22 protein-coding genes are annotated in these 24,378 nt (G+C 63.2%); 2 read left to right on the top strand and 20 right to left on the bottom strand.

Going from position 1 to position 24,378, the window contains the following annotated elements; translation table 11 throughout:
* Positions 1 to 49 precede the first annotated feature (49 nt).
* The 8 genes from ACTJLB_RS21170 to ACTJLB_RS21205 form a co-directional block, all read right to left on the bottom strand.
* The gene (locus ACTJLB_RS21170) at positions 50 to 985 is read right to left on the bottom strand and encodes a sugar kinase (protein ID WP_131321198.1); all 936 of its coding nucleotides are present in this window, start codon (positions 983 to 985) and stop codon (positions 50 to 52) included.
* Between the two features lie 3 nt (positions 986 to 988).
* Positions 989 to 2,380 (bottom strand): 30S ribosomal protein S12 methylthiotransferase RimO, encoded by a 1,392-nt coding sequence (gene rimO, locus ACTJLB_RS21175; RefSeq protein ID WP_042318966.1) that lies wholly within the window; start codon positions 2,378 to 2,380, stop codon positions 989 to 991.
* Between the two features lie 241 nt (positions 2,381 to 2,621).
* Positions 2,622 to 3,245: a polyhydroxyalkanoate synthesis repressor PhaR gene (gene phaR, locus ACTJLB_RS21180; protein WP_020065866.1), complete on the bottom strand. Its 624-nt coding sequence runs from the start codon at positions 3,243 to 3,245 to the stop codon at positions 2,622 to 2,624.
* Positions 3,246 to 3,374: 129 nt separating this feature from the next.
* Positions 3,375 to 4,115 carry a 3-ketoacyl-ACP reductase gene (locus ACTJLB_RS21185; RefSeq protein ID WP_020065865.1) on the bottom strand — a complete coding sequence of 247 codons (741 nt, stop codon included), beginning with the start codon at positions 4,113 to 4,115 and terminating at the stop codon, positions 3,375 to 3,377.
* Positions 4,116 to 4,316: 201 nt separating this feature from the next.
* A complete protein-coding gene (locus tag ACTJLB_RS21190; RefSeq protein WP_020065864.1) occupies positions 4,317 to 5,498 on the bottom strand; it encodes an acetyl-CoA C-acetyltransferase in 1,182 nt (393 codons plus the stop codon).
* 125 nt (positions 5,499 to 5,623) lie between these two features.
* Positions 5,624 to 7,516 carry a class I poly(R)-hydroxyalkanoic acid synthase gene (gene phaC / locus ACTJLB_RS21195; protein ID WP_440784497.1) on the bottom strand — a complete coding sequence of 631 codons (1,893 nt, stop codon included), beginning with the start codon at positions 7,514 to 7,516 and terminating at the stop codon, positions 5,624 to 5,626.
* Positions 7,517 to 8,119: 603 nt separating this feature from the next.
* Positions 8,120 to 8,980, bottom strand: coding sequence for a peptidoglycan editing factor PgeF (gene pgeF / locus ACTJLB_RS21200; RefSeq protein WP_440784358.1), 861 nt, complete (start codon positions 8,978 to 8,980; stop codon positions 8,120 to 8,122).
* The gene (locus ACTJLB_RS21205; RefSeq protein ID WP_440784360.1) at positions 8,977 to 10,254 is read right to left on the bottom strand and encodes an RluA family pseudouridine synthase; all 1,278 of its coding nucleotides are present in this window, start codon (positions 10,252 to 10,254) and stop codon (positions 8,977 to 8,979) included. Before ACTJLB_RS21205 ends, pgeF begins: the two co-directional genes overlap by 4 nt.
* An 86-nt stretch (positions 10,255 to 10,340) precedes the next feature.
* On the opposite strand from ACTJLB_RS21205, the gene ACTJLB_RS21210 reads away from it, so the two are divergent.
* Entirely contained in the window at positions 10,341 to 11,153 is an 813-nt protein-coding gene (locus ACTJLB_RS21210; RefSeq protein WP_123282643.1) for an outer membrane protein assembly factor BamD, read from the top strand.
* Positions 11,154 to 11,283: 130 nt separating this feature from the next.
* Here ACTJLB_RS21210 and rlmD read toward each other — a convergent pair whose 3' ends face one another.
* From rlmD to surE, 6 genes are all read right to left on the bottom strand, one after another.
* The gene (gene rlmD, locus ACTJLB_RS21215; RefSeq protein WP_440784361.1) at positions 11,284 to 12,714 is read right to left on the bottom strand and encodes a 23S rRNA (uracil(1939)-C(5))-methyltransferase RlmD; all 1,431 of its coding nucleotides are present in this window, start codon (positions 12,712 to 12,714) and stop codon (positions 11,284 to 11,286) included.
* A gap of 97 nt (positions 12,715 to 12,811) precedes the next feature.
* A complete protein-coding gene (locus tag ACTJLB_RS21220) occupies positions 12,812 to 13,588 on the bottom strand; it encodes a 3'-5' exonuclease (RefSeq protein WP_440784362.1) in 777 nt (258 codons plus the stop codon).
* Positions 13,589 to 13,592: 4 nt separating this feature from the next.
* Positions 13,593 to 14,672, bottom strand: a complete 1,080-nt coding sequence (rpoS, locus tag ACTJLB_RS21225) for an RNA polymerase sigma factor RpoS (protein ID WP_020065857.1) — start codon at positions 14,670 to 14,672, stop codon at positions 13,593 to 13,595.
* A gap of 11 nt (positions 14,673 to 14,683) precedes the next feature.
* Complete coding sequence (locus tag ACTJLB_RS21230) at positions 14,684 to 15,631, bottom strand: peptidoglycan DD-metalloendopeptidase family protein (protein ID WP_408189732.1); 948 nt, start codon at positions 15,629 to 15,631, stop codon at positions 14,684 to 14,686.
* Between the two features lie 5 nt (positions 15,632 to 15,636).
* Entirely contained in the window at positions 15,637 to 16,767 is a 1,131-nt protein-coding gene (locus ACTJLB_RS21235) for a protein-L-isoaspartate(D-aspartate) O-methyltransferase (protein ID WP_440784364.1), read from the bottom strand.
* Positions 16,764 to 17,522, bottom strand: a complete 759-nt coding sequence (gene surE, locus ACTJLB_RS21240) for a 5'/3'-nucleotidase SurE (protein WP_020065854.1) — start codon at positions 17,520 to 17,522, stop codon at positions 16,764 to 16,766. Before surE ends, ACTJLB_RS21235 begins: the two co-directional genes overlap by 4 nt.
* A 209-nt stretch (positions 17,523 to 17,731) precedes the next feature.
* Between surE and ACTJLB_RS21245 the strand changes: the two genes are divergently transcribed.
* Positions 17,732 to 18,706, top strand: a complete 975-nt coding sequence (locus ACTJLB_RS21245) for an NADPH:quinone oxidoreductase family protein (protein ID WP_440784365.1) — start codon at positions 17,732 to 17,734, stop codon at positions 18,704 to 18,706.
* A 128-nt stretch (positions 18,707 to 18,834) separates the two neighbouring features.
* On the opposite strand, the gene ACTJLB_RS21250 is transcribed toward ACTJLB_RS21245, so the two are convergent.
* The 6 genes from ACTJLB_RS21250 to ACTJLB_RS21275 all read right to left on the bottom strand — a co-directional run bounded on the left by ACTJLB_RS21250 (position 18,835) and on the right by ACTJLB_RS21275 (position 24,343).
* Positions 18,835 to 19,659 (bottom strand): ABC transporter permease, encoded by an 825-nt coding sequence (locus ACTJLB_RS21250; RefSeq protein WP_020065852.1) that lies wholly within the window; start codon positions 19,657 to 19,659, stop codon positions 18,835 to 18,837.
* Positions 19,660 to 19,716: 57 nt separating this feature from the next.
* Positions 19,717 to 20,529, bottom strand: coding sequence for an ABC transporter ATP-binding protein (locus ACTJLB_RS21255; RefSeq protein WP_020065851.1), 813 nt, complete (start codon positions 20,527 to 20,529; stop codon positions 19,717 to 19,719).
* Positions 20,530 to 20,625: 96 nt separating this feature from the next.
* The gene (locus ACTJLB_RS21260) at positions 20,626 to 21,663 is read right to left on the bottom strand and encodes an ABC transporter substrate-binding protein (RefSeq protein WP_087750906.1); all 1,038 of its coding nucleotides are present in this window, start codon (positions 21,661 to 21,663) and stop codon (positions 20,626 to 20,628) included.
* 136 nt (positions 21,664 to 21,799) lie between these two features.
* Positions 21,800 to 23,050, bottom strand: coding sequence for a CaiB/BaiF CoA transferase family protein (locus tag ACTJLB_RS21265; RefSeq protein WP_020065849.1), 1,251 nt, complete (start codon positions 23,048 to 23,050; stop codon positions 21,800 to 21,802).
* A gap of 66 nt (positions 23,051 to 23,116) precedes the next feature.
* Positions 23,117 to 23,713 carry a recombination mediator RecR gene (gene recR / locus ACTJLB_RS21270; RefSeq protein WP_440784367.1) on the bottom strand — a complete coding sequence of 199 codons (597 nt, stop codon included), beginning with the start codon at positions 23,711 to 23,713 and terminating at the stop codon, positions 23,117 to 23,119.
* A 303-nt stretch (positions 23,714 to 24,016) separates the two neighbouring features.
* Positions 24,017 to 24,343, bottom strand: coding sequence for a YbaB/EbfC family nucleoid-associated protein (locus tag ACTJLB_RS21275; protein ID WP_013588467.1), 327 nt, complete (start codon positions 24,341 to 24,343; stop codon positions 24,017 to 24,019).
* Positions 24,344 to 24,378: the final 35 nt, after the last annotated feature.

Genomic DNA, 24,378 nt, shown 5'->3' on the forward strand with positions numbered 1-24,378 from the left:
CGTAATGACGCGTAGTTTGGCGCGTAATGTGACACGTAACGCGCGACGCTCAGCCCGCGAGAATCCGTTCGACCGCCGCCCGCGAAGGAATCGGCGCGACCGCGCCGTAGCCTTGCGTGGATAACGCCGCGGCGACGTTCGCATAACGCGCCGCTTCGAAGGGATCGTCGCCTTCGACTAGCCGTGCGATGAACGCGCCGCCGAAGCAGTCGCCCGCGCCGGTTGCATCGACCGCGTTGACAACGTGACCAGGCACGACGCGCCGCTCGTCGGGCGTCGCGATGTATGAACCTTCCTTGCCCAGCTTCAGCGCAACCACGCGCGGGCCGTGCGACAGAAGGAAATCGACGATCTCGTCGCGACCGGTCAAACCGGTGAGTTCGGTGACATCGTCCCAGCTTGGCAGGCAGATGTCGGTCTGGCGGATGGCTTCGAGCATCACCGCGCGGGCCCGGTTCAACGGCCACAGCTTCAGGCGCAAATTCGTGTCGAAACTTACCTGCACGCCATTGGCGCGCGCATGCGTAATGGCTTCGAGCGCCGCGTCGCACGCGCTCAGGCTGATCGCGAGACTGATACCCGACAGGTGAATGACTTTGGCAGCGGCGATTGCGTCGAGCGGTAGGTCGCGCGGCGCATAACGGCTCGCCGCGGAACCTGCGCGCAGATAGTCGAACGCGTGACCGTCCGGACCATGCGAGACGAAATAAACGCCAGTGGACGCATTCGGGTCGACGCGTACGAGCGCGGTATCCACTTGCTCGCGCTCCCACAGATCGATCAGCAGGCGTCCGAAATGATCGGCGCCGACCGCGGACACGAAGCCGGTACGCGCGCCTTGCCGCGCCGCCGCGACGCAGAAGTTCGACGTGTCGCCGCCGAAGCCCTGCAGATAGTTCGGCTCGTCTTTCGCGGACTGGTTGAACTCGATCATCGCCTCGCCGAGCGCGAGGATTTCCGGTTTAGCCGACGTGTTCACCGACATCGTTCAGACCTCGCCCCACAGGTCGTGGCCGTCCGCGCCAGTGATTTTCACCGACACGAAATCGCCGACCTTGTAACGCTTCGACGCCTTCACGGCGGGCGCGATATACACGACGCCGTCGATCTCCGGCGCATCTGCCGCGGTGCGGCCGATACCGCCGTCGGCATTGATCTCGTCGACCAGCACTTTCAGCGTCTTGCCGACCTTCTTGGCGATGCGTTTCGCCGACACCTCTTCGGCCACTTCCATGAAACGCGCACGGCGCTCCTCGCGCACTTCATCGGGCAACGCGCCGTCGAGTTCGTTCGCCGTAGCGCCTTCAACCGGCGAGTAGGCGAAGCAGCCGACACGATCCAGTTCGGCCTCGCGGATGAAGTCGAGCAGCGTCTGAAACTGTTCTTCGGTCTCGCCCGGAAAGCCCGCGATAAACGTGCTGCGGATCGTCAGATCGGGGCACATTTCGCGCCACGCCTTCACGCGCTCCATCACTTTCTCGGCGTTGGCCGGGCGCTTCATGCGCTTCAACACTTCAGGATGCGCGTGCTGGAACGGCACGTCGAGATACGGCAACACGTGACCCTTGTATGGGCCTGCCGCCATCATCGGGATGACCTCGTCCACGCTCGGATACGGATACACGTAGTGCAGGCGCACCCACGCACCGTATTGGGCGGCCAGTTCGCCGAGCGCGCCAACCAGGTCGGTCATGCGCGTCTTGATCGGCTTGCCGTTCCAGAAGCCCGTGCGATATTTGACGTCGACGCCGTATGCGCTCGTGTCCTGCGAAATAACGAGCAGTTCCTTCACGCCGGACTTGAACAGATTTTCCGCTTCGAGCATCACGTCCGCGACCGGGCGCGATACGAGATCGCCGCGCATGGAAGGGATGATGCAGAACGTGCAGCGGTGATTGCAGCCTTCGGAAATTTTCAGATACGCGTAGTGACGCGGCGTGAGCTTCACGCCAGCGGCCGGCACGAGATCGACGAACGGATCGTGCGGCTTCGGCAGATGCGTGTGCACATGCTGCATCACTTCGCCCAACGCGTGCGGACCGGTGACGGCCAGCACCTTCGGATGCACTTCTTCGATGAGCCCCGAGCCGCTCGCGCTTTTCTTCGCGCCAAGGCAGCCGGTAACGATCACCTTGCCGTTTTCATTGAGTGCTTCGCCGATCGCGTCGAGGCTTTCCTGCACCGCTTCGTCGATGAAGCCGCAGGTATTGACGACCACGAGGTCCGCACCGTCATACGTGCCGGAAATCTCATAGCCTTCGGCGCGCAGCTGCGTGATGATCTGCTCGGAGTCGACGAGAGCTTTCGGGCAGCCGAGGCTGACGAAGCCGACCTTCGGACTGGAAGGCGTCGGCGAGGTGGAGGAAATGGTCTGCGGCATAGGTGAATCCGGCGTATAGCGGTGACGTGGCGACAATGGGGACGATCGGGACAGCGCGGCGAGGACGGGAGAACGGGTCGTTCACAACGCCCAGATCCTGAGAACGAGCGTCCCGCGCACGCAACCCGCTATTGTACCGCGCTCGCGCCGCTCAGCCTGCCGCGCGCCGCACCAGCCATGCCGCAAGTCCGCGCCGCTATGCGCTGCACGGCGAGACGCCGCGCCTGGCGGGCTCGGACGGCTACTTCTTTTCCGGTTCGGGATTGGCCTGCGGGCTAGCGGGCGCCGCGGTATTGGCTCCGCCCGGCACGTTGACCGCGCCGCCCGGCGTGAACGGGAACGTGGCGAACATGGACTTCGCCTGGTTCTGCATCTGCTCCTGCATCTGCACGAACATGTTCTTCGACTGCTCGATGTAGCTCGTCATCATGCCCTGCATCATCGGCGCCTGCATGTTCATGAACTGCGACCACACCTCGGGGTTCATCGCCTTGCCTTCATACAGGTTCTTCGACTGATCGGCGAGCTTTGCCTGAATGTCGATGAAAGCCTGGATGTTCTTCTCCAGATACGTGCCCATCATGCCCTGCATCGCGTGGCCGTAGAAACGGATGATCTGCGACAGCATCGACGACGAGAACATCGGCAAGCCGCCGCTCTCCTCCTCGAGGATGATCTGCAGCAGGATCGCACGCGTCAGGTCTTCGTTGCTCTTGGCATCGATGACCTTGAAATCCTCCTGGTCCAGCACGAGTTGCTTGACGTCCGTCAGCGTGATGTACGTGCTTGTCTCGGTATCGTACAGCCGACGATTCGGATATTTCTTGATCAGTCGTTCGGCTGCTTTCTTTGTAGTAGTAGTCATGTAACGCCTTTGAGCGCAAGTAGAGCGCGGACGGCGTGCCGGCTGCGCAATCGGGCATTTGCGCAACCGGGACGCCGCCGGAACCATCCGAGCCAGACCGCGCTGCCTTGTGAGCGGCGCGCCTGTAACTCAGCCCATATGCAAACCGCCGTTCAGCGAAAAATCCGCGCCCGTCGAAAAACCCGATTCTTCCGACGCGAGCCACGCCACGATCGAGCCGATTTCGTCCGGCTGTCCGAGGCGGCGCACCGGAATCGTCGCAACGATCTTTTCCAGCACGTCGGGGCGGATCGACTTGACCATGTCCGTGCCGATGTAGCCCGGCGACACGGTGTTGACCGTCACGCCCTTGGTGGCCACTTCCTGCGCGAGCGACATCGTGAAGCCGTGAATGCCGGCCTTCGCGGTCGAGTAGTTGGTCTGGCCGAACTGCCCCTTCTGCCCATTCACCGACGAAATGTTGATGATGCGGCCCCAGCCGCGCTCCACCATACCGTCGATCACCTGCTTGGTGACATTGAAGAGACTCGTTAGGTTGGTATCGATCACCGCGGTCCAGTCTTCGTGGGTCATCTTGCGGAACACCACGTCGCGGGTGATGCCCGCATTGTTCACCAGCACGTCGATCTCGCCGACTTCGGCCTTGACCTTGTCGAACGCGGCTTTGGTCGACTCCCAATCGCCGACATTCCCTTCGGACGCGACGAAATCGAAGCCCAGCGCCTTCTGCTCTTCGAGCCACTTCACGCGGCGCGGCGAATTCGGACCGCAGCCCGCGATGACCTTGTAGCCTTCCTTGTGCAGCCGCTGGCAGATGCTCGTGCCGATGCCGCCCATGCCGCCCGTTACATACGCAATTCGCTGTGTCATGACCTTGACTCCATTATCGTTTTCGAGGCGCCGACCGGCTGTTCCGACCGGCTACCTCTGCCCTCGCCTGATGCTTGATCGCGCCGCCCTCTCGCGAACGGCTGTGAGGCCGCTACTGCGCTCGCGCGCCGCGTGCGGCGCGCCTGAACACCTGGTCCGGCACCTCCTGGCGCCTCGCGCACAGGCGGGGCGCGCGCTCGTTCAAACCCGCTCGAGCGCCAGTGCGACGCCCATGCCGCCGCCGATACACAGCGAAGCGAGACCCTTCTTCGCATCGCGCTTCTGCATTTCATACAGCAGCGTGACGAGAATCCGGCAGCCGGACGCACCGATCGGGTGGCCGATCGCAATCGCCCCGCCGTTCACGTTGATCTTCGACGTGTCCCAGCCCATCTGCTTGTGTACCGCGAGCGCCTGCGCGGCGAACGCTTCGTTGATTTCCATCAGGTCGAGATCGTTCACGCTCCAGCCTGCCCGCTCGAGGCAGCGGCGCGAAGCCGGTACCGGGCCCATGCCCATGACCTTCGGATCGACACCCGCGTTCGCGTACGCCTTGATGCGCGCAAGCGGCGTGAGGCCGAGCGCTTCCGCTTTCTTCGCGGACATCACGAGCACCGCCGCCGCGCCGTCGTTCAGACCTGACGCGTTGGCCGCCGTGACCGTGCCTTCCTTCGAGAAAGCCGGCTTGAGCCCTGCAAGCGATTCAGCCGTCACACCGTGGCGCACGAACTCGTCGGTGGCGAAACGCACCGGGTCGCCCTTGCGCTGCGGGATTTCGACCGGCACGATTTCGTCGTCGAAACGGCCCGACTTCTGCGCGGCTTCGGCCTTGTTCTGCGACAACGCCGCAAACGCGTCCTGCTGTTCGCGCGTGATGTCGAATTCCTTCGCGACGTTTTCAGCCGTTACGCCCATGTGGTACTGGTTGTACACGTCCCAGAGGCCGTCGACGATCATCGAGTCGATCAGCTTTGCGTCGCCCATACGGAAACCGTCGCGCGAGCCAGGCAGCACGTGCGGTGCGGCGCTCATGTTTTCCTGACCGCCGGCGATCACGATGTCCGCGTCGCCCGCAATGATCGCGTTGGCGGCCAGCATGACCGCTTTCAGGCCTGAACCGCAGACCTTGTTGATCGTCATGCCGGGCACTGCCGCAGGCAGGCCGGCCTTGATCAGCGACTGGCGCGCCGGGTTCTGCCCCGAGCCCGCCGTGAGCACCTGACCCAGGATTACTTCACTCACCTGCTCGGGCTTCATGCCCGCGCGTTCCAGCACCGCGCGGATCACCGTCGCGCCGAGTTCGGGCGCCGCGATCTTCGCCAGCGACCCACCGAATTTGCCTACTGCCGTACGGGCGGCCGATACGATCACAACATCAGTCATTTCGATATCCTCCGGGCACATCGGCTGATTACGCCGCAGCCCGTCACGTTAAAAATCTTGTTGCTCGTCAAAAACGCTCACTCGTCCCGTTGCCTGCGTCCGGTCGAACCGCACGCCGTAGCGCCTTACTCGCGCTGCCGCACGTAGCGCCCCGGCGCCGGCTCGATTACCGGGAACTCCTGCGATCCGGCCACCGCGCGCGGCTTCACCTTCTTGCCGCCGTACTGATCGAGCCATGTGGTCCACTCGGGCCACCAGCTGCCGGGCACTTCTTTCGCCGCGCCGAGCCATTCGTCGGGCGTTTCCGGCAATTCCGCGGTTTCGCCCTCGAGCGTCCAGTAACTGCGTTTCTTTTTCGCGGGCGGATTGATCACGCCGGCGATATGACCCGACGCGCCGAGTACGAACTTCAACGGACCGGTGAGGAGCGGCACCGACGCATAAGCCGTTTGCCACGGCACGATATGGTCTTCGCGCGAACCGTAGATGAAGGTGGGCACGTCGACCTTCGACAGGTCCACCGGCTCGCCGCAAGTAGTCAGCGCGCCTGGCTCCCGCAGACGGTTTTCGAGGTACGTATTGCGCAGATACCAGACATACATGGGGCCCGGCAGGCTTGTCGAGTCGCTGTTCCAGTACAGCAGGTCGAACGGCACCGGCGTGCGTCCCTTCAGATAATTGTCGACCACGTAGTTCCACACGAGGTCGTTCGGCCGCAGGAACGAAAACGCGTTGGCGAATTCGACCCCGCGCATCAGTCCCGGCGGCGTACCGTTCTTGCCGCCGATGGTCTGCTCGCGCATCTGCACATGCGCTTCGTCGACGAAGATATCGAGTACGCCCGTATCGGAGAAGTCGAGCATCGCGGTGAGCAGCGTCATGGACGCAGCCGGATGTTCGCCGCGCGCCGCGGCCACCGCGAGCGCCGTGGCGAGCAGCGTGCCGCCTACGCAGAAGCCGAGCGTGTTGATCTGCTCGCGCCCGCTGATCCGGCTCACCGTTTCCAATGCCGTGAGAACGCCATCACCGACGTAGTCGTCCCACGTTTTATGGGCGATCGATGCATCCGCGTTACGCCAGGAAATCAGAAACACCTGATGTCCCGAATCGAGCACATGCGCGACCAGCGAGTTCTCCGGCTGCAGGTCGAGAATGTAGTACTTGTTGATGCAAGGCGGCACGATCAGCAACGGACGCTCGCGTACGGTCGCCGTGCGCGGCTTGTACTGGATCAGCTGCATCAGCTCGTTTTCGAAAACGACCGAGCCTTCGGTGGTCGCGAGATTTTCGCCGACCACGAAGCGCGATTCGTCTGTTTGCGAAATCTTGCCGCGCTGCATGTCCGTAAGCAGATTCATCACGCCTTGACGCAAGCTCTCGCCATGGCTTTCCAGCAAGGTTTTTTGCGCCTCGGGATTCAACGCGAGGAAGTTGCTCGGCGATGCGGCGGCCGTCCATTGCTGAACTGCGAAGCGGATGCGCTCGCGCACTTTCGGTTCGGCTTCCAGCGCGTCGACCATTTCCTGCAGATAGCGCGCGTTCAGCAGATACCAGGCGGCGGTGAATGCGAAGGCCGGCGTGGAACTCCATGCGTCCGAACTGAAGCGGCGGTCCTTGAGTTCGGGCGCCTTTGGTGCCGCGCCGTTGCCGCTCGCCTGCTGAAGCAGAACCATTGCTTCGCGCGTGTAGTCGGCTTGCAGTTTCTGCAGACGCTCGGGCGGAATCGCCGCGGCTGGCATGTTCAAGCCTGCCAGCGACGGCATGGCTGGCATCGCACCCGCTGCCAGCTTGCTGAAGTCAGGCATGCCTGGGAAGCCGGGGAAAGACCCGAGTCCAGGAAACGTCGCTGGGAATGTTCCAGGAAATGTTCCTGAAAACGACGGCATTTGCGGCAAGCTCCAGGGTGCTGCGCCTTGCGCTGGAGGAACCTGCGGCATGGCGAACGGCGTGCCGTTGCCAGCGGGCGCCGCGCCGAGCGCGCGCCACGCATTTAACCAGGCGTCGAAAAATTGCTGCATGCCCGCGGCCGGTGTAGCTCCGCTCGTGTCGGCCTGCTGCGTTTGCTCCTTCGAGGAGTCGGTGCTGGGGGAAGCTGAGGAATGAGAAGCTGCCATACCTGCTTTTGACCGGTAAGTCCTTGCGGACGGTTGAGAGGCAGGTTCATGCGCACGTGGGCGATCGCTCGCGCCCTCGTCACGCCCTGTCCCATGTACGAGGAGCTGTGAGAAACATTCTTGCTCCCCATCGCAAGGCATGTCAATGCTTGTTCCCGATTTTGCCGCAGTGCGATAGTTTTTTAATTATCGTTTTCCCTGTATCGCCTGACGTGATTTTCGGCCATATGTCAAACGCATGGCTGATCTGCAAAAAAGCTCGCGTTCTACGGCGCTTTAATCACATTTATTAAGCGCAGCACAGCGCTGAATCGCGGCTGGTTTATCGACTCGATCAGGTTCCGGCAGCGCAGCAAAAAGCGTAGTTCCCGCTATGGGAAACGGGCAGACGCGTGCTCCTAGATAGCGCGGCGTGCGACGCGTGCGAACGATCGCCGTGTGCCGGGGCCGCACGTTAGTCGTCATATCGTTAGGCCTCGGATCACACCGCGGGTCAGTCGCTGAACGTCAGTCACCGAGTGTTTGTGCCTGATCGTCGAGCCAGATCAAGGCGGCCATCCGGCCAGTCTCCCGATCGCGACGATACGAATAGAACCGTTCACGTTGCGTGACCGTGCACAGATCGCCGCCGGCAATGCGCGTCACGCCGAGCCGCTGCAAACGCAAGCGCGCGAGCGCAGGAAGGTCCGCAAGGTATTTGCCGGCGTTTCGCGGATGTTTGACGAAAGCACCAGCCGTGGCCTCGCGCCCGCTTTCGTCCGTGCCGTTCATGAAGGCGTCACGCACGTCCGCACCTACTTCGAACGACTCTGGTCCAATGCACGGTCCGAGGTACGCGTGCAACGCGCCCGCTTGCACGCCGGCGAGTTCCGCGACACGCTGCGCCGTTTGCTCCACGATGCCTGCCGCGAGTCCGCGCCATCCCGCATGCGCCGCGCCGACTGCGCGCCCCGCTTCGTCGCACAACAGCACCGGCATGCAGTCGGCGATCATCACGACGCACGCGATGCCCGCGCGATCGGTAACGCTCGCGTCAGCCTGCGCCGGCGCACCGCTCGCGCGCGCTTCGCTAAGCGCGTCTTCTGCACGCACGATGCGCGCTCCGTGAACCTGATCGAGCCACGCTGCCTCAGTCAAGCCAGCTAGTTCCAGGAGCCGCGCGCGATTGGCGGCGACGGCCGCCGGATCGTCACCGGATTTCATCCCGAGATTCAGGCCGCCGGGCTGGTCCGCGCCGTCGCGCCAGCGCCCGAACGGCGGCTCGCTCACGCCGCCGTCGCGTGTGGTGACGAGCGCACGCACGCGCGGCGCCACGTTCCAGGCGGGTTGCACGACATCGGCAAAGCTCAGTTGCGGCAGGCTCGTCATGCGCGATCGTCCTCGTCTTGCTCTGAATGGTCCGCGGCTGCGTCGCCTTCATCGTGCTCATCGAGGTCGTCCATCTCCTCGCCAAGCGACGCTTCGTAGCCGTCTTCCTCATAGTACGTCTCGTCGAACTCGCCCGCATCGTCGCGGCCGAGACCGAGCGCCGCCGACAGCGCCGCGATGTCCTCGGGCACGTCGGCGCGCCATTGCATCGTGCGGCCGGTTTTCGGATGAATCAGACCAAGGCGCCATGCATGCAGCGCCTGACGCGCGAACTCGCCCGGCAGCGGCGTCACCGAGCGCTTGCCGCGGGCGCGCCCATAGACAGGATCGCCAAGCAGCGGATGGCCAATGTGCGCGCAGTGCACGCGAATCTGATGCGTGCGTCCTGTTTCCAGATCACAGTGGATCGCGGTGACCGGCTGACGCTGCCAGATTGCCGTATCGACGCGCCGGAAATGGGTGCGCGCCGGTTTGCCCGATGCGCCCGTAACCACTGCCATGCGGGTACGCTCGCGCGGATCGCGGCCGATCGGCGCGTCGATCGTGCCTTCTTCGGGCATGTTGCCCCACACGAGCGCGAGATAGCGGCGCTTCACCGTGCGCGCCTGCAACTGGCGCACGAGGTCGGTCTGCGCTTCGAGCGTGCGCGCAACCACCATCAGCCCTGACGTTTCCTTGTCCAGCCGATGCACGATGCCCGCGCGCGGCAAGCCCGCCGCCGCGTCTCCGTAACGGTACAGCAGACCGTTCAGCATCGTGCCGCTCCAGTTGCCGGCCGCGGGATGCACGACCATGCCGGCCGGTTTGTTGATGACCACGAGCGTGTCGTCTTCGTAGACGATTTCCAGCGGCACTGGTTCGGGCGTGAACGCGAGCTGTTCGGGCAGCAGATCCGGCACGAGTTCGATCGTCGCGCCGAGCGGAACCGGCTGGCGGATTTTCGCGGGCTTGCCGTCGATGCGCACGCGCTCCGCCTCGATCCAGCTTTGAAGGCGGTTGCGCGAAAACTCGGGGAAGACGCGCGCGAGCACCTTGTCGAGGCGCTCGCCCGCCAGTTCGTCCGGCACCACGACATGGCGCGGGGTTTCGTCGGTGACACGGTTCGCCACGGTGGGTATCGTGCTCGCCGCACGGGCCTCGCCGAGCGCGTCGACGCCGAGATCGTCGTCGAGCGAATCGGCGCCCAACGCGTCGGAGGGGTCGGCGCTTACGTTATAATCTTCGTTGCTATTCCCGGCACCGGTTGCAGCGCCTGGAGTATTTGAGCGGGTCATTGAGTCTGGGTCACCTGGACGTAAAGCTAGACTGGAAAATGCGAGCCTTGAACACCATCACTAAAGCGGCGATCAATTTGAAGGCCATGAAGAACGCGGCCCGGAAAGTGGCCGGATACATTGCGTGTGCCGCAGCCGTCGCGGTTGTTGCGGCTTGCCACGGCCTGCCGGAGAAGACCGACGAAACGGCAACGTGGAACAACAACAAATTATATACGGAGGCGAACGACGCCTTGAGCGGCGGCGATTTCGGCAAGTGCGCGAAATACTTCGAAATGCTCGAAGGCCGCGACCCGTTCGGCCACTTCGCACAGCAGGCGCAGATCAACGTCGCGTATTGCAACTGGAAAGACAATGAAGCCGCGGCCGCCGACCAGGCTATCGACCGCTTCATCCAGCTGCACCCGGATCACCCGGACATCGCGTATGCGTACTACCTGAAGGGCATGATCCACTTCAACGACGACCTCGGTCTCTTCGGCCGCTTCTCCGGTCAGGACATGAGCGAGCGCGATCCGAAGTCGCTGCGTGAGTCGTACGACGCGTTCAAGGTCGTCGTCGACCGTTATCCGAACAGCAAATACGCGCCCGACGCCGCACAGCGCATGCGCTACATCGTGAACGCGCTCGCGTCTCACGAAGTCCACGCGGCAGATTACTACTACCGCCGCGGCGCCTATGTGGCTGCGATCAACCGCGCGCAACTCGCGTTGAAGGAATACAAGAACGCACCGGCTATCGAAGACGCACTGCACATCATGATGCTGTCGTACGAGAAGCTGAACCAGCCGCAACTGGCCGACGACACGAAGCGCGTCCTGGCCGGCACCTTCCCCGACAGCCCGTACATCACGGGTCATGCAAGGCCGGGTAAGGAAAAGTCGTGGTGGCAGTTCTAAGCCGCGCGGCACGCTGAAACATCGGCTGCAAGTGAAAAACGCCACGACGTAAGTCGTGGCGTTTTGCTTTGCGCGGTGGATCCAAGCGTCGGTCTATGCGTTCGCTGATGCGTTCTGCGTTCGCGCTTCGTCAATCGCGCTCGAACAACGCAATCGACTCCACATGCGACGTGTGCGGGAACATGTTGACGACACCCGCACCCACTAGCCGATAGCCCGCCTCATGCACGAGCAGACCGGAGTCGCGCGCAAGCGTCGACGGGTTGCAGGACACGTAGACAATACGCTGCGGCAGCGGCCCGTCGCCGCTCTGAGCAATCTCCGCCAAAGCTTTCGCGACCGCGAGCGCACCTTCGCGCGGCGGGTCGATCAGGAACTTGTCGAAGTGGCCGAGCGCACGAATGTCGTCGGCGGTGACTTCGAAAAGATTGCGGCACGCGAACGACGTATGCGCCGCCACGCCGTTCAGTTCCGCGTTGGCGAGCGCGCGCGAGGTCAGCACTTCGCTGCCTTCGATACCCACTACTTCCTTCGCGACACGCGCGAGCGGCAGCGTGAAGTTGCCGATGCCGCAGAACAGGTCGAGCACGCGGTCGCTGCGCGCCGGGGCCAGCAGGCGTAGCGCGCGGCTCACGAGCACGCGGTTGATCGCGTGATTCACCTGCGTGAAGTCAGTCGGCTTGAACGGCATCCGCATGTCGTATTCCGGCAGCGTGTAGTCGAGCTGCACATCGAGCGGATAGAGAGGCGTGACGGTGTCGGGCCCGCCCGGCTGAATCCAGAACTGGACCTTGTGCTCGTCGGCGAATTCGCGCAGCACCTGCTCGTCGGCAGGAGTCAACGGCTCCAGGTTGCGGACGACGAGCGCCGTCACCGACGACCCGACCGCCAGTTCGAGCTGCGGCATGCGATCGTAAATGGACAGCTTGCGCACCATGAAGCGCAGCGGCATCAGCATGGCTGACACATGCGGCGGCAGAACTTCGCAAGTTTTCATATCCGCGATGTAGCTGCTTTTCTTCTCGTGAAAGCCGATGCGCATGCCGCCTTTTTCCGGCAGAAAACGTACCGCGAGACGCGCGCGGTAGCGGTAGCCCCAAGCCGGTCCGTGAATCGGCCGGAACACCGTTTCGGGGCGCAGCTTCGCCAGATGCTGAAGGTTGTCCTCGAGCACGCGCTGCTTGACCGCGACTTGCGCGCGAATATCCAGATGCTGCATCGAACAGCCGCCGCAAATGTCGAAGTACACACACTTCGGCTTGGTGCGCATCACGCTTTCGCGGAACACCTGGACGACTTCGGCCTGCTCGAATTTCGGCTTGCTGCGATGTGTCGAGTAGCTCACGCGCTCACCGGGCAGCGCGCCTTCGACGAAGACCACCTTGCCGGGCGTGCCGTCCTCGCTCTCCATGCGGCCAACGCCGCGGGCTTCCATATCGAGTGAAACGATTTCAATGACCGGTTCATTGCCGGTAATGACGAGCGCTGGCGCCGGAGCGGGCGTCTTATGAGATTTCGACGGGCGCTTCGGCGAGCGACGGTGGGGGGCAGTTCGGGACACCTGCTACTTCCTGGCAAACTTTGGGGAAAGGCGAGATTGTAGACGAAGCGCCGGGCGACGCCCTCACCCCACGCGCATCGCCGGACCGCCTGCAGCGCTACTGATCGAACGCTGCAAGATACTCCGCCCATTGTGGCGCCGTTTCGACCGCCAGTGCGTTCTTGACCAGATTGATCTCGTCGGCGTATTCCGCGGCGGAAAACGCACCGCGAATGAGCTGAAAGCGGCAATAGAGCAGATACGTATTGACGACGTCGGTCTCGCAGTAATTGCGGATTTCCCCAATCCGCCCTTCCTGATACGCATGCCACACCTGGCTGCCATCCATGCCCATCTTGCCGGGAAAGCCGCACATCTTCGCCAGCGCGTCGAGCGGCGCGTTGGCGCGCGCCTGGTACATCGCGAGCACGTCCATCAGATCGGTGTGGCGCGCATGATAACGGCTGATGTAGTTGTTCCACTTGAACTCGCGGTCGTCCTCGCCGAGATCCCAGAACCGGTAGGCGGGTATCCCGTTGACGAGCGCGCGATAGTTCAGCACCGGCAAGTCGAAGCCCCCGCCGTTCCACGACACGAGCTGCGGCGTGTACTTCTCGATCACGCGATAAAACGACTGCACGAGCGCCGCTTCGCCGTCTTCCAGCGTGCCGAGCGAGCGCACGCGAAAACCGTTGTTGTCGCGGAACACACAGGAAATTGCGGCGATCCGTTGCAGATGATGCGGTAGAAAATCGCTGCCCGTCTTCTCGCGGCGGGCAGCGAACGCATGCTCGGCGACTTCGGCGTCGCTCATTGTGGCGGGCAAATCTTCGAGGCGGCGGATGCCGGCGACATCGGGAATCGTCTCGATGTCGAAAACAAGAATCGGTGTCATCTGGTCAGAGAACGGCGTCTTTCCGAACGCCGTTAGAGGCGAAAAAGCGCTTCAAGCGCACGAGCGCTTCTTGCTGGATCTGGCGCACACGCTCGCGCGTGAGGCCCATTTCATCGGCGAGTTCTTCGAGCGTGGCGGGCTCGATGTGGTTCAGGCCGAACCGGCGTTCGATCACATGACGATGCTTGTCCGACAAGCGTGCAAGCCACGCGCGCGTGAGCGTTTCCAGTTCGCGATGCTGGACCTCCGCGTCCGGCGACTGGCTCTGGTCATCGGACAACAGATCGAGCAGGCTGCTGGCGGGATCGAGATCGAGCGGTGCGTCGAGCGACGCCGTGTGCTCGTTCAGCGCGAGAATGTCAGTGACTTCGTCAGTGGTCTTACCAGTCAGATACGCAATGTCGTCGATGCTGGCGTCGCGGCGCTCGGCTGCTTCGCCCGAATTCATCGAGTTTTTTTCCAGATGGCGCTTTGCACGCAGCACCTGATTGAGCTCGCGAATCACGTGCACCGGCAAGCGCACGGTGCGCGCCTGGTTCATGATCGCGCGCTCGATGCTCTGTCGGATCCACCACGTCGCGTAAGTAGAAAACCGGAAGCCGCGCGTGGGATCGAATTTTTCGATCGCATGCATCAGGCCGAGGTTGCCCTCTTCGATCAGATCGAGCAGCGGCACGCCGCGGTTCAGATAACCCTTAGCGATGCTGACGACAAGCCGCAGATTGCGCTCGATCATTACCTGCCGTGCTTCGAACTCGCCCGCCTTCGCAAGACGGGAGTACTTCTGCTCCTCTTCGACAGTGAGGAGCGGCTTTACGCTGATGCGGTTCAGATAATGCTGGATCGTGTCGGCCGTCAGCTCGGCCTGCAGCAGCGCGCGGAAGTCGTCGGCGTCGGGCACGACTTCGGCCGCGCCTTCGCGCGCGTCGCCGCCTTCTTCCGCGCTTTGACGCTCGTCGAGTTCGCGTTCTTCAACAGTCTCTTCTTCCGCTTCGGAAGCGCCGCTTTCGTCCACCGAAGCGGACGTGGCATCGCTGATCGTTTCAGATTCGGCTTGCGGCAGGCGGCGCTTCGATTTCGGCATGGTCGTATCGCTTATTGCGGCGGCAAATACTTCAGTGGGTCGACAGGTTTACCCTGTCGGCGAACTTCGAAATGCAACATGACGCGGTCTGAATCGCTGTTACCCATCTCGGCGATTTTCTGCCCTTTCGTTACCGCGTCCCCCTCTTTTACCATCAAAGAGCGGTTGTGTGCATATGCGGTGAGATAAGTTGCATCATGCTTGATGATAATGAGATTGCCGTAACCACGCAGCCCATTTCCGGCATAAACCACGCGGCCGTCGGCGGAGGCCTTTACTGCATCGCCCGCCGCGCCGCCAATGTTGACACCTTTGTTTGTCGAATCGTTAAATGTACCGAGCAACGGGCCACGCACCGGCCACGCGAAGTTCACGTTGCCGGATGCGCCGGCGCTCGAATCGCTCGCCGCACCTGCCGCACCTGTACTGGACGGCGGCGTGAGCGCAGCGTTGTTCGCAGTCGTACCGTAGATCGGCGGCGCGGCGACGCCGGCCGCACCACCTGCGGGCGGCGACGTGCCGTTAAGCGGCGCGCCCTGCACTGTGCCGGTGCTGCCGATGGGCGCGGTCGTCACGCCCGGCGTCAACGCGGCGGTATTCGCGCCCGGCGGCACGACGCGCAGCAGTTGATCCACCTCGATCTGATTCGGGTTCGTGAGATTGTTCCACGCGGAAATGTCACGGTAGTTCTGGCCGTTCTCGAGTGCGATCCGATACAGCGTGTCACCGGGCTTCACGCGGTAGTAGCCCGGCGGCGGCGGCCCGAGCGGCACCGGCGGCTGCTGCGCAGCTTGCGTGCTGAGCACATTGCCGCCGGAGCGGTCGACGACCGGCGCCTGATCGAGCCGGGATGCACAGGCTGTCATCAACAGGGACAAGGCGAGCACGCACACGCTGCGCTGGGTTACGGACATAGGGATATTCAGACTGGTTCTTTGCATCGCGCGCAACATACTCATCGGTGTCAAATCACTCCGGATTTTAAGGGTACAAAGAAAACGCGATCAAGCCGCGACTCGCGCCACTGCGCCGGTCCGAGACGCTCGACGAGCGTCAGTACCTGGCTCTGACCTTCCTGCGAGCCGACCGGCGCGATCAGACGGCCGCCGATCGAGAGTTGTTCAAGTAATGCTTGCGGTACGTCGAGGCCCGCGGCGGCGATCAGAATGGCGTCGAACGGCGCCGCCGATGGCAGACCCAAACGCCCGTCGCCATAGTGCAGCCGGATGTTCGGAATTCGCAGCGGACGCAAGTTTGTCTTCGCGCGCTCGGACAACGGCTTGATCCGTTCGATCGAATACACCTCGCGCGCGACCTGGCTCAGCACCGCCGCCTGATAACCGCAACCCGTGCCGATTTCGAGCACGTTGGTCAGCGTGCGGCCCGCCGCCGCGAGTTCGATCATTCGCGCGACCACCGACGGCTTCGAGATAGTCTGGTGATGCCCGATCGGCAGCGCGGCATCTTCGTAGGCCTGAACCGCGAGACCCGGGTCGACGAACATGTGGCGCGGCACGACCGACATCGCATTCAACACGCGCTGATCGGTAACGCCGTTTGCACGCAGGCGTTCGACCATGCGTTCGCGAACCCGTTCCGAGGTCAACGCCATGGCCCCGTTCAAAGCGACGTTCGGCGCTGCGCTGCGCTCTGCCGGCCGGCTTGCGGATTTTGCCGACGACGCCAGTTGCGCAGCCGGTTTGGCTGGCGCTCGCGTGGGCGCCGGTGCCGGCGCAGCGGTTCTGCCCGATGACGACGGCCGCACGGTCGCACTTTGCACGACAGGCTTCGCCGGCGTTTTCGCTGCAGGCGCGGGCGCGGCGAGCGGCTTTGGCGGCGTCATGACCTGTGGCCTCGCCTGCGCACCGGCCGGCGACTTTGCCGGGACCGGCGCCTGCACTCGACCTTGCTTCGACTGCGGTTTGCCCGCTACACCGGGCTGCAGATTCCTGGCGGGCTGTTGCCGCGCATTGAGCGCCGCGCTCGCGGCAAGTGCTGCGGCGCGCACCTCGCCCGGACGGCCTTCCGGCCGGCGCGGCTCGCGCACCAGATCCTCGAGACCGAGCGGGAAGCGCTTCGCGCGCTCGCTCGTCATGAAGCGCCGCTACCCGCGCGCGCCCAGTCGCGCGCCGCCGGCAACATCTGCGTGTGGGTCAGATCCAGTTGCAGCGGCGTGATCGACACATGACCGTTGGCGACTGCGTGGAAATCGGTCCCTTCGCTAGCATCGCGGGCGCTGCCCGACGGTCCGATCCAGTAGATCGGCTCGCCGCGCGGATTAGTCTGGCGGATCACCGGCTGGGACGGGTGCCGCTTGCCAAGACGCGTGATATGCCAGCTGCGCAATTGCTCGTACGGCAGGTTCGGAATATTGACGTTCAGAAGCGGATGCCCCGGCAGCGGATGTGCAAGATAGTGCGCGACGATCTCTGCGGCGACGCGCACCGCGTCTTCGAGATGCACCCAGTCCTTGTCGACCAGCGAGAAGGCGATGGCCGGCACACCGAACATGATGCCTTCCGTAGCGGCCGCGACGGTGCCCGAATAGAGCGTGTCTTCGCCCATGTTCTGACCGTTGTTGATACCCGACACGACGAGATCGGGCGTGTGGTCGAACATGCCCGTCAGCGCGATGTGCACGGAGTCGGTAGGCGTGCCGTTCACGTAGTAGAAACCATTGGCCGAGCGCAGCACCGAAAGCGGCCGCGACAACGTCAGAGAATTGGACGCGCCGCTGCAGTTCTGTTCGGGTGCCATCACGGTCACGTCCGCGAGCGGCTTGAGCGCTTCGTAAAGCGCGGCAAGGCCGGGCGCCAGATAACCGTCGTCGTTGCTGAGTAGAATTCGCATGCGGCGATTGTAACCGAGGAAAGAAGGCGCGCGAACGACACGACCGGGGTGTTGCGCGCACCACGCAAAGCGCAGGCGCCGGGCTCGCCACAAGGCGAACGAGGCTTGCAGCAACGCGACCTGCGCGCTCCGCCAACGGGGATAAACGTACGGTCGTACGGATGCTTTACACTCGAAGCGACTGTGAACCCCGACCGAATGGAGACACGATGCGCGCGATTCGCTGCAATCAATATGGGCCGCCCGAAAGCCTCACCGTAGAGAACCTGCCGGAGCTTTTGCCCGAGGCCGGGCAGGTCGTGATCGACGTGAAGGCCGCCTCCGTCAACTTTCCCGATGTGCTGATCATCGAGAACAAGTATCAGTTCAAACCGCCGTTGCCCTTCACACCCGGCTCCGAGGTCGCGGGAATCGTGCGCGCGGTCGGCGCGGGCGTCACGCAGTTCACGCCGGGCTCACGCGTGGTCGCGTTCACCGGTTCGGGCGGCTTCGCGGAGCAGGCCGTAGCGAGCGCGTCGGCATGCGTTCCGCTTGCGGACGGCGTCGACTTCGAACTCGCTGCGGCGTTCACGCTGGCGTATGGCACGTCGCACCATGCGGTTGTGGATCGCGCCGCGTTGCAAGCTGGCGAGACGATGCTCGTGCTAGGCGCGGCAGGCGGTGTCGGCCTCGCGGCTGTCGAAATCGGCAAGGCGCTCGGCGCTCGCGTGATCGCGGCCGCTTCAAGCGACAAAAAGCTGGGCATATGCAAAAAGCATGGGGCAGACGCGACGATCAACTACAGCACCGAAGACTTGCGCGAGCGCATCAAGGCACTCACCGACGGGCGCGGTCCAGACGTGATCTACGACCCGGTCGGCGGCGTGTATACGGAGCCGGCGTTTCGCAGCATCGGTTGGCGCGGGCGCTATCTGGTGGTGGGTTTTGCGAACGGCGAAATTCCAAAGCTGCCGCTCAATCTGACGTTGCTCAAAGGCGCAAGCGTGGTCGGCGTGTTCTGGGGAGATTTCGCGAAGCGCGAGCCCGAGCGCAATCATGCCGCGTTCGAACAGATGGTCGGCTGGATAGGCGAAGGCAAGCTCAAACCTTACGTGTCGGCGCGCTACCCGCTCGAAGAAGCAGGGCGCGCGCTGCGCGACATGGCCGAGCGCCGGGTGATCGGCAAGGTGGTGATTACGCCATGACTGTCGGCGCCCTGTGGCTACGGTAGGGCTGCGGCCCTGCAGCAGACCACTGGGCGTTCGGCAAAATAAAACAGCGTGTGGCTCTTCAGCTCACACGCTGTTTTTCTTTTCTGCGGCGGTTGCGATCCCTAGAGCTTTTCGGTATCGCCGGTTTTCGGCTGCCACTTCATCAGATGCCTTTCCCCGACGCCGACGATCGCGTCGAGCACCAGCGCGAACGCGGTCAACACCAGGATGCCGGCAAACACCGTGTTGATGTCGAAGGTGCCTTCGGCTTGCAGAATCAGGTAGCCGACGCCGCGCGCCGAGCCGAGATACTCGCCCACCACCGAGCCGACGAAGGCCAGGCCCACCGACGTATGCAAGCTCGAAAACACCCAGCTCATCGCGCTCGGCAAATAGACGAAACGCAGCAGCTGCTTGCCGTTCGCACCTAGCATGCGCGCGTTGGCGAGCACGACCGGGCTCACTTCCTTCACGCCTTGATACACGTTGAAGAACACGATAAAGAACACCAACGTGACGCCCAACGCGACCTTCGACCAGATGCCGAGCCCGAACCACACACCGAAGATCGGCGCGAGAATCACGCGCGGCATCGAGTTCGCGGCCTTGATATACGGATCGAATAGCGCGCTCGCGAGCGGCGACAGCGCAAGCCACAAACCGACACCAAGACCGAGCGCCGTGCCGAACGCAAACGCGAGCACGGTCTCGAGCAGCGTGATCCACAGGTGCAGATAAATCTCGCCGGTCGTGAACCACTCCCAGATTCGCAGCAGCACTTTTTGCGGTTCGCCGAAGAAGAACGCTGCCTTGTTCGGGTCGTCGAAATAAAACGCCGGCAAGAGCGTCGGGCTCGTCAGCACGTACCAGAGCACGAAGCACAGCACGAGCAGCAGCCATTGCCAGATCACCAGATTCGCCCGGTTAGGGCGCAACGTCTTCCACATGACTCGGTTTGCCTTAGACGATTGATAGACGTAAAACGTGACGCGCGCCAACGGTCATTAGACGGCGCTCAGTTGTTGCTGATAGCCCTTGAGCACCTCGTCGCGCAGCACGCTCCAGATTTGCGCATGCAATTCGACGAAGCGCGGATGCGAGCGGATTTCCGCGACGTCGCGCGGACGCGGCAAGTCGATCGTGAATTCGCCGATGGGATGCGTACCCGGCCCCGCCGACAGAACGACCACGCGGTCGGACATCGCGATCGCCTCGTCGAGATCGTGCGTGATGAAGAGCACTGCCTTGCGTTTGGCCGCCCACAGCTCGAGCAACTCGTTTTCCATCAGCTGACGCGTCTGGATGTCGAGCGCCGAAAACGGTTCGTCCATCAGGATGATGTCCGGATCGAGAATCAGCGTCTGCGCCATCGCGACGCGCTTGCGCATGCCGCCCGACAACTGGTGCGGATAACGGTCGCCGAAGCCGCCGAGGCCCACGCGCTTGAGCCATTCGTCCGCCTTCTCGCGCGCCTCGGCCTGCGGCACGCCGTGAAATGCGAGGCCCGCGAGCACGTTGTCGATAGCCGAGCGCCAAGGCATCAATGCATCGGCCTGGAACATGTAACCCGCGCGCCGGTTGATGCCCTTCAACGGCTCGCCGAATACGCTGACCGAGCCCGACGACGGCCCAAGCAAACCAGCGCCGACGTTCAGCAACGTGGATTTACCGCAGCCGGTCGGGCCCACCACGGAGACGAACTCGCCCGGCGCGATTCTCAACGTGGTGTCCTTGACCGCCGTGTAGCGTTGCGCGCGGTTGTCGCGCGCAGCGAACGTGCAAGTGATGTTTTCGAGCGCCAGGGCTGCAACGGTCATCGTTCGACTCTGTTCGTGGATCGGTTCGGAATGGGACGTCACGCGCCGAGCGAGGCGTGACGTGACGTGACGTGACTTAGTGCGAGGAGAACGACCTTAGGCCTTCACCGTGGTCAGCGCTTTCTTGACGAAGTCGTTCGTCCACGTCTTCGATACGTCGATCGGCTTGCCCTGCACCGCCGGATCGAACGCCTGCAAGGTTTTGAGCGCCGTCGCAGGGCCATCTGCGGGCATCAGGCCATCGGGCGACATCGCTTCCTTCACGTGCTGCCATGCGTCCAGATAGACCGCGCGATCTCCGAGCAGATACCCTTCGGGCACCGTGTTGATGAGTTCCGTGCCGGTCGCGGTCTGCAGCCACTTGAGCGCGCGCACCATCGCGTTGGTCAGCGCCTGTGTGGTGTTCGGATTCTTCGTGATGAAACTTTGCGATGCGTACAGGCACCCTGCCGGCATGTCGCCACCGAACACGCTGCGCGTGTCGGCGAGCGTGCGCGTATCCGAGACGACGCGAATTTCGCCGGTACGTTCGAGTTTCGTCATGACGGGGTCGAGATTGGCGAGCGCGTCGATCTGCCCGGACTGCAGTGCCGCGATTGCGCCGGCGCCCGCGCCGACGCCGATGAACGCAACGTCTTTCGCGGTCAACCCGCCCTTGGCCAGCACGAAGCTCGCCATGATCGAAGTCGACGATCCCGGCGCCGTCACGCCGATTTTCTTGCCCTTCAGATCGGCGATCGATTTGTAGTTCGGCATGGTCTTCTTCGACACCGCGAGCACGATCTGCGGCGCGCGCCCCTGCAACACGAACTCGCGAAACGACTGCTTCTGCGCCTGCAGCAGCAACGTGTGTTCGAACGCGCCGGAGACGACATCCGCGCTGCCGCCCACCGCCGCCTTCAACGCTTGCGAGCCGCCGGCGAAATCGGAAATCTCGACGTCGAGTCCTTCGTCCTTGAAGTAATTGCGGCGCTCGGCGATCGTGAGCGGCAAATAGTAGAAGAGGTTTTTTCCGCCGACAGCAATGGCCACTTTCGTGGTTTCCAGTTTGCTCTGTGCGAAAGCGAGCGGCGTGGCCGTCAGCGAGGCGCCAGCAAGCGCGGCGGTACCGGCGAGGAAGCTTCTGCGATGCATGTTCGTTGTCTCCAAGGCTCTTGCAAAATCTGGTCTTGCGATTTTATTTATTCGGCTGCAGCGGGCGTGGCTCACACGCGTGGCTCACACGCGTGGTTCACACGCGTGGCTCACACGCGTGGTTCACACGCGTGGTTCACACGATTTGTTGCGCGTGCAACCTTGCGATGTGGTCTGCATCATAACCTAGCGATTGCAGGACTTCATCGGTATGTTCACCCAGTTCGGGGCCGAGCCAGCGCGTCTCGCCAGGCGTCTCCGAGAGCTTCGGCGTGACCGCCGGCAGCGTGATCTCGCGGCCGTCCTGCCACTTGAAGCGCTGGATCATCTGGCGCGCCATGTACTGCGGATCGGTGAACATGTCAGCCACGCTATAGATGCGGCCCACCGGCACGTCTGCTGCGTTGAGCACCGCGAGCGCTTCGTCGATGGTGCGTGTGGCGAGCCACGCAGCAATCGCAGCGTCGATTTCCTGCGTGCGCGGCACGCGGCCGTCGTTATGCGCGAGAGCGGGATCGTTCGCGAGGTCTTCGCGTTCGATCGCGATCATCAGGCGCCTGAAGATCGGATCACTATTGCCGCCGATCACGATGCTGCCGTCGCGGCAAGGATAGGTGTTGGACGGCACGATGCCAGGCAGCGACGCGCCGGTGCGCTCGCGCACCATGCCGTAGACGCCGTATTCGGGCACGACGCTTTCCATCATGTTGAACACGGCCTCGTACAGCGCGACGTCGACGACCTGCCCCTTGCCGCCGTTCACCTGCTTGTGATGCAGCGCCATCAGCGCGCCGATCACACCGTGCAGCGCCGCGATCGAATCGCCGATCGAGATGCCGATGCGCGGCGGCGGCAAATCCGGATAGCCGGTGATGTGCCGCAAGCCGCCCATCGACTCCGCGATCGCGCCGAAGCCGGGCCGGTCACGATACGGTCCGCTCTGGCCGTAGCCGGACAGGCGCACCATCACGAGCCCGGGGTTCTCCGCCGACAGCACGTCATAACCGAGCCCAAGTTTCTCGAGCAGGCCAGGCCGAAAATTTTCGACGACGATATCCGCTTCGCGTGCGAGACGCCGCACGATCTCCTTGCCCTCCTCGGCCTTCAGATTGATCGTGACGGATTTCTTGTTGCGCGCCTGCACGGCCCACCATAACGACGTACCGCCGACTTCCGGATAGAGCTTGCGCCATTTGCGCAGCGGATCGCCGCCCTTGGGGTCTTCGATCTTGATCACGTCCGCGCCGAACTCGCCGAGAAAGCGGGCGGCAAACGGCCCCGCGATCAGCGTGCCGAGTTCCAGCACCTTCACGCCGGCAAGCGGTCCGGGTTGGCTTTGCGGCGCCTCTTTCGCCTCGTTGGCGCCTGATTCGGGAGTTGCGCTCATAGTCTCCTTCTTTCTGTTCTGTTTTTGTGGCGGCGACGCCGCTCGCGCGATTGCAGCGCGGTGTCGCTACATCGTGCGGCGATCGAGCATCGCGCGGGCTATTGTGCCGGCGTCGACGTATTCGAGTTCGCCGCCTACCGGCACGCCGCGCGCAAGGCGCGTGACGGACAGCCCGCGCGCCTTGAGCGTCTGCCCGAGGTAATGCGCGGTCGCCTCGCCTTCGTTAGTGAAATTGGTTGCCAGCACGACTTCTTTCACGACGCCGTCAGACGCTCGCCTGACCAGTCGGTCGAAATGTATCTCCTTCGGGCCGATACCGTCGAGCGGGCTCAGACGGCCCATCAGCACGAAGTACAGACCGCGGTACGTCATGGTCTGTTCGAGCATGATCTGGTCGGCAGGCGTTTCGACGACGCACAGCAGCGTTGGATCGCGCTCCGGGTCCAGGCACACTTCGCAGATCTGCGCTTCGGTGAAGGTGTTGCACTTCTCGCAGTGCTGCAGATGCTCGGTCGCGAACAGCAAGGCGCGGCCCAGCTTTTCCGCGCCGTCGCGATCGTGCTGCATCAGGTGATACGCCATGCGTTGCGCGGACTTTGGCCCGACTCCGGGCAGCGCGCGCAGCGCTTCGACGAGCGCCGACAAGGCGGAAGGTTGTTTCATGCGAATCGGCGTCGAGGTGGGGTTGCCAGGGCAGATGGGTTTGTAATGCGGTTCGGCGTGTTGCGGTTCTTCAGATGCTGTCAGGCTTTGCCCGCCTGCGGATGGATCGCAGGAGCGGGTTTGAGTCTCATGTCCGGCGCCAAGTCCAGGCGGCATCCAGAGGGCGCGCCTGCGCGGCGCGCAACGACCGGCTCTTGGATGCGAAGCCGGTGATTGCAGCGCGCAGCCGTCAAACGCGACGCCCGTCGCTCACACGCGGCGTTAGCTCACCGTTCGAGCCCGCTCCAACTTGCAGCGTCGCTTTTAGAACGGCAGCTTGAAGCCCGGCGGCAGCGGCAGGCCCGAGGTCATGCCGCCCATTTTTTCCTGAGCGGTGGCTTCGGCCTTGCGCACGGCGTCGTTAAACGCAGCGGCGACGAGGTCTTCCAGCATGTCCTTGTCGTCGGCGAGCAGGCTCGGATCGATCGACACGCGGCGCACGTCGTTCTTGCAGGTCATCGTGATCTTCACGAGACCGGCGCCCGACTGCCCCTCGACTTCGATCTGAGCGAGCTGCTCCTGCATCTTCTTCATGTTTTCCTGCATCTGCTGGGCTTGCTTCATCAGCCCGGCGAGTTGACCTTTCATCATGGAAATGCTCCTTCTTGATAGCGTGAAATTCTAAA

It is taken from the genome of Paraburkholderia sp. 22098, from assembly GCF_052045935.1.
Taxonomy (GTDB): domain Bacteria; phylum Pseudomonadota; class Gammaproteobacteria; order Burkholderiales; family Burkholderiaceae; genus Paraburkholderia; species Paraburkholderia caledonica.